Raw genomic sequence first — 13,085 nt, 5'->3', positions numbered from 1 at the left:
ATCACTCTCGTAGTGAGAGGGGCGCGAGGGTGGCGAACAGAGCCTCCTCCGTTCGCACGACCTCGCTTCCCTGATCCGGAACCGTGTTGAGCCAGAGGTCGAACCCTGGTCCCGGAACGTCATCCGGGCTCGGATCGGCTGTGGGTTCGACGTTGCCATCGCCCGCGTCACCGCCGTACACGGCGGCGACCTCGGACGCCTCGATTCCGAGGATGGCCGGCAGCCCTCTCTCGGGCGCGCCGAAAGCGACGGTCAAACCGTCGCGGTCGACGCGTCCGGCCAGCGTCTCGAGCCGCCCGACGGTGAGTCGTTCACCGTGTCGAGAGGCGGCGATTCGGACGCCGGCGTCCTCACGGCCGAGTGCTGCCGATAGGTCCGTCCGCTCGACGGAAAGCCCCGGAAGGGGCTCGTCGACGAGCTTGGCCCGGACCGGTCGTCGCGAAGAGATCCTGACGGTCACGCGCTCCCCCTCCTCGACCTCCATGTCTGGAGGCGTGTTGAGGGAGATCGGGTGTTGCAGTCCGCAATTGACCCGGACGCGCCCTTCAGGTCCGACCTCGGTCACGATCCCTTGTCTTATCGACCCCGAATCGTTCGATTCGGAGCCGGTCTGTGACACGGCGCGCAGCGGCGGCAAGACGCCCGCGTACTCCAGTTCGTCCCGCATCCCCCATACCTCGTTGCGGAGGTACGGTGGCGTTGCGGCGTACCGCAGGACGGTGCTGACGAACCCGCCGTCGAACCGCCCCGTTTCGCCATCCGGATCTGGATAGACGACGAGGCGATCGGCCCGGAAGATCGTCGCCGCGCGGGCGACGTATCCGAGTTTGCGAGTAGCCTCGCGTTTGTCCTCGGCTTCCCGGGTGAGCGACGACGGCACGAGTACGCTGACGGTCATGCCGAGACGCTTCGGCGCCGCGTCACTAGACTGTAGCGATGTATTGCGGATAGGGTCTTAAAAGAATAGCGGATTCGATTCCGGCTGACAACGCCTCACACCCGCGAATTCGTGCCGAACGGACACACACTCTCGACCGGTTATGGATCGCGTCCGCCCGCGCGAGAATCAGTACGGTTTTGCCGGTAGTTGCGGCCGATTCGACTCGCGTTTCACCGACAGTCAGTGTGGTTTACCATACCGATGGCGGTCCGATTCGTAGGCCTTATATATCCACCCGACAGTAGAAATGAGTGCAGCGAAGCACCACAGGGCGCTGGTAGTGTAGTGGTATCACGTGACCTTGCCATGGTCACAACCTGGGTTCAAATCCCAGCCAGCGCACTTCTCTCCGAACTCAAACTCTCGAGCGACTGTGACAGCGCGTCGCGAGAGTACGTGAAGTTGGGAAATCGGCCCTGAATTTGAAGGAGAACTCGGTTCTTCCGGTCGCAGGGCCGGTTCGAACTTTTGGCTACTCGAGTCGGAGAACGCAGAGCCTACCGTATCGTCGATCCGTCCTACTCGATCGTCACCGTCTCCGGCTCCGTCTTGGTCTGTGGGTGACGCTCGGTCTCGGCGAGGTCCTCGAGCGCCAGCACGACGTTCCACTTGTTGGCCTTCCAGAACGCGTCGAAGAGAACGCCAAGAACGGGGACGGAGCCGCCGACCACGTCGACGGCGATGTTCGCGAGCATCCGCCCGAGCGTCGACAGGGAGACCCCCAGCCGGGCGGCTTCAGCGACGATGTACAGCGAGACGACCCCGATCGCGGTGTCGCCGGCGCCGGGGAGGATACCGACGATCGGATCGAGTCCGAGCCGGAAGTCCGTCCCGGGAACGCGGGCACCTTCGTCGAGCACGCGCGCGACGGTGTGCATGCGGTCGAGCGCAGCCTGATCTATCGTGGCCGGAATGTCGTCCTCGAACTCCTCGAGCGCGGCACTGATGTCGTCCGTCGATCCGGTTGCCATACGTCCCGGTCAGGGGCCCCTTCGAATAAGTTCGCGGGCGGCCGTGGCAAGCCCTCGACTCGTCGCGGGACGGCGATCCCGCCGGTCTAGGGACGCGGTTTCGCGATCGAATTAAGAGGACTCGTCATCTACTACCGCGTGTATGCGCGAGGGCTGGATCCAACTCGAGTGCCCCGACTGCGGCGACCAGTGGGAGGCCGATCCGGCCGACCTCCCGTCGCCCGGCAACCGATACGTCTGCGAGCACTGCGCGTCCGAACGACCCATCCCGGAGTTCGTCAAAACCAAACGCGGCCTCGACATTCTCGAGGAGTTCCACGCGACCCCGGAGTAGTCGAGTGCCGAGCCGTCGGTTCCGATCCGCGGTCGGGTTTCCCCCGGCGGTCGCCGTCGGTTCGACCGATCTAATCGCCGATTGGAGACCGATCGGTCCGAACAGGGTCGCGTCTTTGCGAGTAAGCGACGCTTTCCGTTCGTCGCCGATTGCGAGGACGGCGTCGGGGCGCCCGCGATTCGTTTCTGGTAGCAACAATCCACGAATCTGAACTATTAGTGTCGAATTCCGTCACGTTCGTTTACCGATATCGGCTGCGATCACCTTTTATACTCCGAGTAACTACGAATCAATAGACGATTGACTCGCAGATCTTCCATGCAAACTGAGCTCTCAACTGACGCCGGCGACGACTTGCGGTACGACCAGACGAACGACCGCTACGTCTTCCACCACGACCCGGACGGGACGGCGACGATCACGACGACGATCGTCCACGCGCTCGCCTCGATCGCGGAGACGGACGTCTCGCAGGGCGAGTTCTCCCTCTACGACAGCGTCGACCCCGACGCGCTCGACCGGCTCTTCAGCAAGAAGGCCGACGGCACCGAGCGCACGGGCGGCCACGTCGCCTTCACCGCCCTCGAGCACGAGGTGTACGTCTACGCGAACGGCGACGTTATCGTCTACCCGCCCTCGGAGGCCGGACGCGGCCGTAACCGGGCTCGCGGCTCCTCGAACTGAAAGAACGGTATCGACGACGCTGAGTACGGGTCCGACTCCGACCCCGACCCCGAATCCGGGTCCGTCACATCCGCTCACTTTCTTCCGTCGCGTCACCCCGTCCGTACCGACGGGTCACCGCGATCCGTCATGGCACGGTTTTAGGACCGCACCGACCGTGAGGTGTACGTATGACGGTAATCGCCTTGCTGAGCGTCGCACCGGTGATCGAGGGCAGCATGTCCGGCGAGGTCGCCAAGGCCGTCGACGCCCTCGAGGAGTTCGACGTCGAGTACGAGACCAATCCGATGGGGACGGTGATCGAAGCCGAATCGACGGACGAACTGTTCGCGGCCGCGCAGGCGGCCCACGAGGCGGTCGACGCCGATCGTGTCAGCACCGTACTGAAGATCGACGACAAGCGAACCAGCGACGAGTCGGCCGCGGAGAAAGTTGAGGCCGTGGAAGAACAACTCGGCCGATCGGCGACGAACAGAGACGCGGACGAAGCCGAAAGCGAGGAGTAGCGCCCGTTCCGCTCCGGAACGCGTCTCCCGGCCGCCGGGGTCTCGCGGGCACAACCCTCAACCCCCTCGAGGGGCTACCACACCCATGGAACAGACCACGCTCGAGGTGCGCGGGATGTCCTGCGACGGCTGCGAAGCGACGGTCACCGAGGCGCTCGAAGCGCTGGAGGGGGTGTCGGCGGCGACGGCGAGCCACGAGGACGGCGAGGTCCGCGTCGAGCACGACGAGGCGGCGGTCGACGAAGCCGAGATCGCCGACGCGATCGCGGACGCGGGATACGAGCCCGCAGTCTGACGGGCGGCTTCGATATCGAAGGGCGCCGTTCGGCGTTCTACGCGCCGTCTGACGCTGGTCAGACGAGAACTGACAAACTGTTTTACGCCGGGGACGGATGCGTGGAGTATGGAGAGTCTCAATCGCATGGCGATCGAGTTGGTCGACGAAGCCCTCGACTACGCCGAGGAGCTCAATATCGGCGGCTACGACCTCGAGAACGAGGCGACGGTGCTGGACTTCGGGGTCGAGTTCGACGGCGGTATCGAGGCGGGGCTGTTGCTCACCGAGATTCAGACCGCCGGGCTGGCGACGCCGAGCCACGAACTCGGCGAGATCGACGGCGCGCCGGTCCACACCGTCGAACTGTCGACCGACCAGCCGGCGCTCTCGCTGCTGTGCTCGCAGAAGGCCGGCTGGGAGCTGACCACCGACGACTTCGAGGGGCTGGGTAGCGGCCCGGCCCGCGCCCTGGTCGCCGAGGAGGAGGAGTTTCGCCGCGTCGGCTACACCGACGCCTTCGACCTGACGGCGCTGGCCGTCGAGACCGACGAGTTGCCCACCGAATCGGCCGCCGAACAGGTCGCCGAACTCGCGGAGGTCGAACCTAGCAGCGTCTTCCTGCTGGCCTACCCGACCGCCAGCCTCGCCGGCAGCATCACGAACGCCGCGCGTGCGGCCGAACTCGCGACCTTCCGACTCGCCGAACTCGGCTACGATCCGCTCGATATCGTCTCGGCGACGGGCCGCGCGCCGGTCGCCCCCGTCGCGGACGACGAGCGGACGGCCATCGCGCGCACGAACGACGCGATCGCCTACGGCGGGACCGCCCACCTCACGGTCCGCGAGGATTCCGACATCTTCGATTCGGTCGCCTCGACGGCCGCCGAGGACCACGGCCGGCCGTTCGGCGAGGTCTTCGATGACCTCGACTGGGAGTTCGCCGAAGTCCCCTCGGATCTGTTCGCGCCCGCGAAGGTGACGATCGACGTGCTCGGCGGGCCGACCTACGTCCATGGCGAGACGGACGAGGACCTGCTCGTCGAGTCGTTCGACCTGTAGTCGGCGGACCCGGACGGCGCGGATCAGTTCTGCCGGTTCGACCGCTGGAGCCGGAGCGTCGCGTGGCGTCCCAGCGAGGGGGTGACAGCGACGACCGCGACGATGGCAACGCACCGACCGCGACGACGGCACCGACCGCACCGGCCGTTCTAATTGGACCACCGAGCGAAATCCGCGGACGGCGAGGCGATACCATGGATGTGGAGGCAGGCCGCTTTCGTGTCGAACGCGGCTACGTCGGGCCACGGTCAATGACCGACGAACGAGCGGACGACGGCGACGTCGAGGCGATCTGTTTCGAACTCGACGGCACGCTGTGTACTGCGCCGCGACCCGACGCGGACGCCGGAGACGTCCTCGAGGCGGCGTTCGAACGCGCCGGCGTCGAGAACCTGTGGGACGTCGGGGACTACCGTGACCGGTACGGGACCCGCCTCGAGAGCGGTGCGGACGATCGCCTCGAGACCGGCGCGAGCGAGAGCGCGACCGACGTGCGGCGACGGCGGTTCGGCGAACTGGCGGTCGAGGCGGGCTACGACCGCGAAACGGGCTGGGCCGTCGCCGACGAGTATGCGGCGATCCGCGAGCGGGAGTGCGTCGATTCCGTTCCAGGCGCCGAGGACGTGCTCGAGACGCTGGCCGAGGAGTACCGGCTCGGCGTCGTGACCAACGGCGCGCCGGCACTCCAGCGGGCGAAACTCGAGGCGGCAGGCCTCGACGGCTACGTCGAGACGATCGTCTGCGGCGGTTACGAGACGCCCGCGAAGCCGGCCGCGGAGCCGTTCGACGTGGCGCTCGAGGAACTGGACTCGAGCCCGGAGCGAGCGGTATACGTCGGAAACTCACTATCGCCGGATATCACGGGTGCTCGTGCCGCCGGGCTCCGGCCGGTGTGGATTCCGCGTGCCGGCGGTGGCGACGTTCTAGATGACGTCGACACGACGCCGGCGTACACGCTCGAGAGCCTCCGACAGTTGGCGGCGCCGCCGTGGTGACGATAAAGTAGCGTGCACGCTGTCCGCTCGTGTCGGCCTCGCGGCGGCGATCCGGAACCGAAAGTCACCGAGGGGAGCCGCGACCGGTCGGCGCGGAGGACCGTCTTCGAGCGGCGCGTGTTCGGCTCGAGCGAGCGGATCGAAATCGGGCGGAAACTCGGTGGTGTGACGTCAGTGACGTCAGTCCATCGGGTGGACGTCGGTCACCGTGCCGACGCCCTTGCTGCGGCCCTCGCGGAAGACGAACTTCTGGCCCTCCTCGACCAGGTACGGGCGGAACTTGAAGCGGACGGTGGCCTCGCCGGTGTCGCCCGGCAGGAGCCGCCCGTCCTCGGGGTAGAACGCGGCGGCTTCGCCGATCGTCTCGAGGTGGACGACGGGTTCGTAGCCGTCGCCGATGCGGGTGGGGTGGTTGAGGACCATGACTTCGGCCTCGAACTCCCGGACGGGTTCGGGGTCGGCGTCGCGGGGGAGCAGCACCATGCCGCGTTCGATGGCGCTCTCCTGAATTCCCTTGAGGGCGATGCCGACGATCCGGCCCGCCTGGGCCTTGTCGACCCGGTGGTAGTGCATCTCGATCGACCGGACCTCGACCTCCTCGAAGCGACCGTCGGGCATCGGTCCGATGAGCAGTTCGTCGCCGGCCTCGACCTCGCCGGCCATCACGGTGCCGGAGGCGACCGCGCCGACGCCGGTCACGGAGTAGCTGCGGTCGACGTACATCCGGAACTCGCCGGTGTCCTCGGCGGTCTTGGGGAGCCGATCGAACAGTTCGTCCAGCGTCTCGAGGCCCTCCATCGTGATGGCGCTGGTCTCGACGATGGGGACGACGCGCTCGTTGATCTCCTCGACGGCGGCGTCGACGCCGTGGCGGGCGACCCGCAGCGGTGACTTGTCGACCTCCCGGAGGAGGCGTTCGACCTCGCGTTCGACCTCCTCGACGCGCTCCTCGCTGACCGCGTCGGTCTTCGTAATCGCGACGATCGTCGGCAGGTCGGTCGCGAGCAGGACGCCGAGGTGCTCCCGCGTGGTGCGGGTCGGGCCGTCGTCCGCGGCGACGACCAGCAGGCCGTAGTCGAGTTTCTGCCCGACGAGTCCGCGGATGGTCGTTCGGAGCCACGGTTCGTGGCCGACGGTGTCGACGAACGAGACCAGGCGGTCTGCCTCCTGAACGACTTCTGCGCGGTCGGCCTTCCGATTGGGATTGCGGACGCGAACCGGCCCCTCGTCGTCGAAGCCGTAGACGGCGTAGGACAGGTCGGCGGAGAGCCCTCGCTCGACCTCGTGGGGCTGGACGTCGAGATAGGAGCGAGTCGCCCCGTCGCCGTCGTCCGGTTTCCCCGTGACGAGCGAGCCCACGAGCGTGCTCTTGCCGTGGTCGACGTGGCCGGCCGTCCCGACGACGACGTGCTCGTCGTCGGTCTCGAGGACGCTACCCTCGTGGATCAACGCGACGCCGACGAGTCCGTCCTTGACGCCCCACGTCTGGACGTCGTCGATATGCGCGTCGGCCTCCTCGGCGAGCAAGGACAGGACGTCCATCGTCTCGGAGAAGGTGTCCGGGTCGATGCCAGCGAGGCCGCCGTCGTCGGTGACGCCGACGACGTAGGTCGCCTCGCCGTCGCCCGACAGCAGTCGGTGCCGGAGTTGCGCGGCGAGGCTCTCGCGTCGCCCACCCTCGAGGTGGACGTCCCGTGAGAGGCGTTCCTTGAACTCGACGTTGCCACCGTCCTGTTCGCCACGGTCCAGGGCCCGCTCGAGGAGGGCCCGGTCACGGCTCATATACACCGTTAGCGCCTCACACGGCAAAAGCTTTCTCGTCAATTGATAACATGGAACACGGCTGAACGCGATGACGAACTGGACGGTCAGCGCGAACGGAACAGCACCGATTAGCACGCGAGGGGAATGCGATCGACCCAACTGGGAGGATCCTGCCCCGGGTTGAAGGCGCTCGAGCACCTACAATGGCTATGAGCGTCAGCGGCCTCTGTCAGATCTGCGAGTCCCGGCAAGCACAGGCGCGGTGCGACAACTGCGGGACGCTCGCGTGCGAGCAACACTACGAGCGGGAGACGGGCCTGTGCGCCGACTGCGCGTCGCAGGCGCGTCCGTCGGAAGGGGGCGATCCGGTCACGAACCCCGATCCGGACCACGACGACGTGGACGTCAACCGGTTCTAACCCGACCGTGACCTCGATCCGGGACCTGCTCGGCGAATCGCTCGCAGTCGGCGAGACGTTCCGACTCGAGCTCGAGGAGCGCGACGGAACGCTGGTCGCGGCGCACCCGGTCGAGGCCAGCCCGATGGACGTCGCCGTCGTCGAGGGGCTGGACCGCCTCGAGGAGCGGCCGCCGACCGAACCGGTCGCGGTCGAAATCGTCGGCAGGGTCGTCGACGGACGGATCGCCGGGCGCGTCGTCGAACCGGCGGCCCTATCCGATCGACAGGGAATCTGACCGCACAGCGGTGGACGTTCGGGCAGATCCTCGGACTATACTACCCGTTCGTAATACTGTGTTAAGATTCGAGGACGCGTACGTATACGTAGATGAGCGAAATGACCACAGAGAACCGCACGGAGATGACCGCGGAACGCACGGACGAGATCGACCACGGCGTCGACGTCGACACCCACCGCGAGTTCATCGACTGGCTGGCGGAACACCCTCGTGAGGGTACCCTCGAGTTCCGGGCGACGGGCGTCACCGAGCCGACCGCTAACCGCACGACGGCGACGATCGGCGACTGGGCCCTCGGCGGCGAGACGATGGGCAAGGAGCGCGAGCACACCCTCGAGTTCGGCCTCCCGCCCGAGCTCGAAGACGCGATGGGCTACCTCGAGCCGACGGACCGCTACGAGGCCATCGAGGGGGCGCTCGCGGGACTGACAGCGTGCATCAACGGGACGATCGCCTACAACGCGATCCGCGACGGGATCGACGTCGCCGACGTCACGACGACCGTCCGCGCACCCGTCGACCTCCGGATGCTGTTCGGCATCCACGATATCGACAGGGCCGACGAAATGTACGGCGAACTCGAGATCGACGTCGAAGTGACGGGCGATCTCACGCCCGAGGAGCAAGCGGTCGTCCGCGAGTACCCGAAGCGCTCGCCCGTCTACACCCTCGTCACCCTCGAGCACCCGAACCGGCCGCGCGTCGAGTTCGCGGCGTGATCGGTTCGATTCGACCCCTTTTGACGCTCAGTCCCGGTACTGATTCAGCCGCTTTTTCAGTCGCTTCGCCGCCTGCTCACTGGCCTTCGCGAACTCCTCGCCATCGTTTTCGCCAGCGAAGATGATGCCGCGCGAGGAGTTGACGAGGCCGACGCCGTCCGCGAGTCCGTACTCCACGGCGGCCTCGGCGTCGCCGCCCTGTGCGCCGATCCCCGGTACGAGGAAGGGCAGGTCTGGAACCTGCTCGCGTAAGTCCTCGAGTTCCTCGGGTTGGGTCGCGCCGACCACGAGGCCGACGTTGTCGTTCTCGTTCCAGAGATCCGCCAGCGCCGCGACCCGCTCGTAGACCGGTTCGCCGGTCTCGAGTTCGAGGTCCTGAATGTCCGCGCCGCCCGGGTTGGACGTGCGACAGAGGACGAAGACGCCCGACTCCTCGTCGGCGAGGAACGGCTGCAGCGAGTCTCGGCCCATATAGGGGTTGACGGTGATCGCGTCGACCGTCTCGAGCAGTTTGGCGTACTGGCGGGTCGTGTTCCCGATGTCGGCCCGCTTCGCGTCGAGCAGTACGGGCACGTCCTTCCCGTGTGCGTACGCGATGGTCTCCTGCAGGGCGCGCCAGCCGTCGGGGTCCTCGTAGAAGGCAGCGTTGGGCTTGTAGACGGCGGCGTGTTCGTGGGTCGCGTCGATGATCCGGCGGTTGAAGGCCCAGCGGGGGAGGTCGTGTTCCTCGAGGTGGTCGGGGAGCCGTTCGGGGTCGGGGTCGAGCCCGACGCTGACGACGCTGTCGACCGTTCGGATGCGGTCGTGCAGCCGGTCGAAGAAGTTCATGGCAGCGAGTGGCCCCGCGACGGTCGAAAAGGTTGCTATCCGGACGGGACCGTACGTATTAGATGTTTGAACGGTACGAGATGCCCAAATTCTTTAGACGGTATCTATTTCGACCGAATACTGGTTGGCTCGTGTATGGGACTCAGATCTACGCTTTCGAACCAATCGTCTCTCGAGCGTCTCCTCGACCGCGTCCGCTCGGCCTTTGACGACGGATCGGAGCGAACGACGGCCGACGACGGAGACCGCCGCGAGGACCGGCGGCGGGTCGACGCGTCCGGCAATCTCTTTCACTGTTCGACCTGCAGTACCGTCTACATCGCCGATGAGAAAGAGCGCTGTCCGTCCTGCGAGACCGAGGTCGAGCAGGTGCGATCGACGCTCGCCTGCCGCGGGCCTTCCGCTCAGTCCTCCGCTTCCGACGCCGACTCCAATTTCGATCCGGTTTCTGACTCGGACTCGGTCTCGGTCTCGGACTCCGATTCGGTCTCGATTCCCGATCCGAACTCGTAAGTCGCGATCTCCGTCGCGCCGCAGACGGGGCACCGCTCGCACTGCTCGTCGAAATCGGTCCCGCAGTGGCGACACTCGTAGATGATCGTCCCGGCCGCCGCGTCGGGCTCGCCCCCGTCCCCGTCCGTCCGCCGGAGGAACTCGGGGAGGAATCGTCCGAGCGGCATCTCACTGCACCTGCGTCGGCTCGAGGTCGCCGTCCGGGCCGCGGAATCCCCGGAGCGCCGGCTCGTCGGCGTCGGTCGGCGAGAACACCGTGACGACGTCGTACGGGCGGAGCTCGGTGTCGCCGTGGGGCGTGATCACGTCCTCGTCGCGCTCGATCGCGATCACGAGCGTGTGATCGTCGAGGACGCCGTCGTCGTCGGCCTCCTCGAGCGTGCGGCCGGCGATCGGCGCGTCCTCGTGGACGGTCACCTCGACGACCTCGGCGCCGCCGGTGAGACTGATGTAGTCGGTCAACGGTTCCCGGCGGCGGCCGTCCGCCGGTCCGTACGGCGCGTAGGGGAACGCGTGCTCGTTCTGCAGGAGGAACTCGTCCTCGATCTCGACGTTCATCGTCTCGAGTTCGCGACCGATCCGGCGGAGGTCGGAGGTGTCCGTCCCGACGGCGAGCACGTGGAGGTTCATCCGGCCGCCCATCAGCTCCCGGACGTTGATCACGCCGGGAACGGTGCCGACCCGGCGGGCGAGCCCCTCGACCTCGTCGAAGGGGGCGTGACACAGGAACAGGTTCATCAGCGAGCCGTCGGCCCGTTCGAAGTCGACGGTCGCGTGGTACCCCTCGATGACCCCGTGCTCCTCGAGTTTCGCGATCCGGTTGCGGATCGTCGCGGGCGAGACGCTCACCTCCTCGGCGATCGCGGGCGCGGAGGTGTTGCGCGCGTCGCCCATGAGCGCGTGGACGATCCGGCGATCGATCTCGTCGAGCCGGTAGTCGCCGCCGGTTCGCTCGGACATACGCCATGCTGTGCGATGGCGAAATATATAATCCCTGTACTTCGCATCCCGGAACGAAGGCTCCGCTCAGTTGGGAATCGAAAGAGATCCCGTCTGCGAGCCGATCGTAACCGACAGTCTCGTGGCGACGATTCGGGTTCGGGTTCGAGTTCGGCCCCGCTCCGCGAGCGGAACCGTCACGACTGCCAGTACGCCGGCAGCAACAACACGAGCACCGGGATGATCTCGATGCGGCCGATCCACATCATGACCACCATGACGGCCCGCGTGGTGACCGGGAACCCGGCGTAGCTGTTCATCGGGCCGGCCATGCCGAACGCGGGGCCGATGTTGAGGAAGATCGACGCGGCGGCGCTCAATGCCTCGAACTCGGTGACGGCCGTTCTCGCTCGAGCGGCGTCGACGACGATCAGCACCGTCAGCAGGAAGAAGATGATGATCGCGAGCATCACGTAAGCGAAGATGTCGTTGATCGTCTCCTCGTCGACGACGGTGTCGCCCAGCCGCACGGGGCGGACCGCCTCCGGGTGGATCGACGTGAAGAAGTTGCGATACAGCCCCTTGACGATCACGAGCCACCGGAGCGTCTTGATCGAGCAGGTCGTGCTGCCGGCCATGCCGCCGAAGAACATGCACAGAAAGAGCACATGTTTGGCGCCGGCCGACCAGAGGTCGAAGTTCGCCGACGCGTAGCCCGTCGTCGTCACCATCGACACGACGTTGAAGAACGCGTGTCTGATCGTCGGCTCGAGCCCCAGATTCGTGTCGGGATCGAAGCTAAGGATGAACACCGTCACCGCGGTGAAGAAGGCGACGATACCGAGGTAGAAGCGAAACTCCTCGGACTCGAGCGGGCGTTCGAAATCGCCCCGCGTAACGTGGTACAGCAGCACGAAGTTGGTCGCCCCGAGGAGCATGAAGGGCGCGACCGTCCACTGGACGATCGGCTCGAACGCGGCGATGCTCCGGGCCTCCGGCGAGAAGCCGGCCGTCGAGACGCTGGTCAGCGCGTGGGCGACGGCGTTAAAGAGGTCCATCTTCGGCGCGAGCCCCGCGACGTGGAGCAGGTAGAACGTCGCCGCCGCGAGCACCGTCAGCCCGACGTACAGTCCCCAGATGAGTCGCGCCGTCCGCTCGATCTGGGGCGTGAGCTTGGTGACGTTTTTCGTCTGCGTTTCGGTCTCCATCAGCTGGGCACCCCCGATCATCAGGTTCGAGAGGAGGCCGATCGCGACGATCAGGATCCCGAGGCCGCCGAGCCACTGGAGGAGCTGCCGCCAGAGCAGGATCGCGCGCGACTGGTTCTCGAAGTCCCAGGCGTTCATGACGGTCGCGCCGGTGGTCGTGAGCCCGCTCATGCTCTCGAAGGCGGCGTTGACGAAGCTGTAGAACGCGGAGGCGGGACCCGCCTCGAGGCCGGCCAGATAGAACGGGATCGCCCCGACGAGGCCGACGCTGAGCCACGTCAGCGCGACCATCAGGAACCCCTCGCGCTGACCGAGTTGGCGCTCGTCGCTCAGCAACTCGAGGGCCGCTCCCAGAACGACCGTCACGACCACGGCGGTGGCGAACGGGAGGACGTCGCCGCCGTCGGCGACGGCCAGCAAGAGCGGCGCCGCGAGCGGGACCGCGATCCACTTCAGAACCGTCCCCGTGAGGCTGCAACTCGAGCGCCAGTCGACGCGGATTCGCATCGGGTGCTCCGAGGTGTGGCGTCCGGCACAATAATCGGTTCGGAACGGCGACCGCGCCGGCGCTCGATTCGGGTCGAACTGGGTCTCGAGCGACGCTCCGGCGGCGTTTGGGCGGCGAGCGACGATCTGACCGGCGACGGGG

At 66.6% G+C, this 13,085-nt stretch carries 16 protein-coding genes and 1 tRNA gene; 10 read left to right on the top strand and 7 right to left on the bottom strand.

Annotated elements, in window-relative coordinates:
- Position 1 precedes the first annotated feature (1 nt).
- Complete coding sequence (locus ACYQ26_RS15205) at positions 2-898, bottom strand: putative RNA uridine N3 methyltransferase (protein WP_459809741.1); 897 nt, start codon at positions 896-898, stop codon at positions 2-4.
- Positions 899-1,211: 313 nt separating this feature from the next.
- On the opposite strand from ACYQ26_RS15205, the gene ACYQ26_RS15200 reads away from it, so the two are divergent.
- Positions 1,212-1,282: transfer RNA gene (locus ACYQ26_RS15200), tRNA-Gly, on the top strand.
- 176 nt (positions 1,283-1,458) lie between these two features.
- Here ACYQ26_RS15200 and ACYQ26_RS15195 read toward each other — a convergent pair.
- Entirely contained in the window at positions 1,459-1,911 is a 453-nt protein-coding gene (locus ACYQ26_RS15195; RefSeq protein WP_459809740.1) for a DUF4112 domain-containing protein, read from the bottom strand.
- Between the two features lie 142 nt (positions 1,912-2,053).
- On the opposite strand from ACYQ26_RS15195, the gene ACYQ26_RS15190 reads away from it, so the two are divergent.
- From ACYQ26_RS15190 to ACYQ26_RS15165, 6 genes are all read left to right on the top strand, one after another.
- Positions 2,054-2,245: a DUF7836 family putative zinc-binding protein gene (locus tag ACYQ26_RS15190; RefSeq protein ID WP_459809739.1), complete on the top strand. Its 192-nt coding sequence runs from the start codon at positions 2,054-2,056 to the stop codon at positions 2,243-2,245.
- 318 nt (positions 2,246-2,563) lie between these two features.
- Positions 2,564-2,929 carry a HalOD1 output domain-containing protein gene (locus tag ACYQ26_RS15185; protein ID WP_459809738.1) on the top strand — a complete coding sequence of 122 codons (366 nt, stop codon included), beginning with the start codon at positions 2,564-2,566 and terminating at the stop codon, positions 2,927-2,929.
- Positions 2,930-3,099: 170 nt separating this feature from the next.
- Entirely contained in the window at positions 3,100-3,435 is a 336-nt protein-coding gene (locus tag ACYQ26_RS15180) for an MTH1187 family thiamine-binding protein (protein ID WP_459809737.1), read from the top strand.
- 85 nt (positions 3,436-3,520) lie between these two features.
- Positions 3,521-3,730, top strand: coding sequence for a heavy-metal-associated domain-containing protein (locus ACYQ26_RS15175; RefSeq protein ID WP_459809736.1), 210 nt, complete (start codon positions 3,521-3,523; stop codon positions 3,728-3,730).
- A gap of 108 nt (positions 3,731-3,838) precedes the next feature.
- Positions 3,839-4,771 (top strand): methenyltetrahydromethanopterin cyclohydrolase, encoded by a 933-nt coding sequence (gene mch / locus ACYQ26_RS15170; RefSeq protein ID WP_459809735.1) that lies wholly within the window; start codon positions 3,839-3,841, stop codon positions 4,769-4,771.
- Between the two features lie 251 nt (positions 4,772-5,022).
- Entirely contained in the window at positions 5,023-5,766 is a 744-nt protein-coding gene (locus ACYQ26_RS15165; protein ID WP_459809734.1) for an HAD family hydrolase, read from the top strand.
- Between the two features lie 180 nt (positions 5,767-5,946).
- Here the strand turns inward: ACYQ26_RS15165 and ACYQ26_RS15160 are convergent, their stop codons facing one another.
- The gene (locus ACYQ26_RS15160) at positions 5,947-7,548 is read right to left on the bottom strand and encodes a GTPBP1 family GTP-binding protein (protein WP_459809733.1); all 1,602 of its coding nucleotides are present in this window, start codon (positions 7,546-7,548) and stop codon (positions 5,947-5,949) included.
- A 191-nt stretch (positions 7,549-7,739) separates the two neighbouring features.
- On the opposite strand from ACYQ26_RS15160, the gene ACYQ26_RS15155 reads away from it, so the two are divergent.
- The 3 genes from ACYQ26_RS15155 to ACYQ26_RS15145 all read left to right on the top strand — a co-directional run bounded on the left by ACYQ26_RS15155 (position 7,740) and on the right by ACYQ26_RS15145 (position 8,948).
- Entirely contained in the window at positions 7,740-7,949 is a 210-nt protein-coding gene (locus ACYQ26_RS15155) for a hypothetical protein (protein ID WP_459809732.1), read from the top strand.
- A 7-nt stretch (positions 7,950-7,956) separates the two neighbouring features.
- The gene (locus ACYQ26_RS15150; RefSeq protein ID WP_459809731.1) at positions 7,957-8,226 is read left to right on the top strand and encodes a hypothetical protein; all 270 of its coding nucleotides are present in this window, start codon (positions 7,957-7,959) and stop codon (positions 8,224-8,226) included.
- Positions 8,227-8,318: 92 nt separating this feature from the next.
- Positions 8,319-8,948: an OsmC family protein gene (locus ACYQ26_RS15145; protein ID WP_459809730.1), complete on the top strand. Its 630-nt coding sequence runs from the start codon at positions 8,319-8,321 to the stop codon at positions 8,946-8,948.
- Positions 8,949-8,975: 27 nt separating this feature from the next.
- Here ACYQ26_RS15145 and pyrF read toward each other — a convergent pair whose 3' ends face one another.
- The 4 genes from pyrF to ACYQ26_RS15125 form a co-directional block, all read right to left on the bottom strand.
- Complete coding sequence (pyrF, locus tag ACYQ26_RS15140) at positions 8,976-9,776, bottom strand: orotidine-5'-phosphate decarboxylase (protein ID WP_459809729.1); 801 nt, start codon at positions 9,774-9,776, stop codon at positions 8,976-8,978.
- A gap of 404 nt (positions 9,777-10,180) precedes the next feature.
- Positions 10,181-10,456 (bottom strand): hypothetical protein, encoded by a 276-nt coding sequence (locus ACYQ26_RS15135; protein WP_459809728.1) that lies wholly within the window; start codon positions 10,454-10,456, stop codon positions 10,181-10,183.
- Position 10,457: 1 nt separating this feature from the next.
- Entirely contained in the window at positions 10,458-11,249 is a 792-nt protein-coding gene (locus ACYQ26_RS15130; RefSeq protein ID WP_459809727.1) for an Lrp/AsnC family transcriptional regulator, read from the bottom strand.
- A 176-nt stretch (positions 11,250-11,425) separates the two neighbouring features.
- Positions 11,426-12,943 (bottom strand): TrkH family potassium uptake protein, encoded by a 1,518-nt coding sequence (locus ACYQ26_RS15125; protein ID WP_459809726.1) that lies wholly within the window; start codon positions 12,941-12,943, stop codon positions 11,426-11,428.
- Positions 12,944-13,085 lie beyond the last annotated feature (142 nt).

The organism is Halopiger thermotolerans, assembly GCF_054654555.1.
Note: the sequence above shows the minus strand (reverse complement) of the source record. Positions and strands in the feature narration are given on the sequence as shown.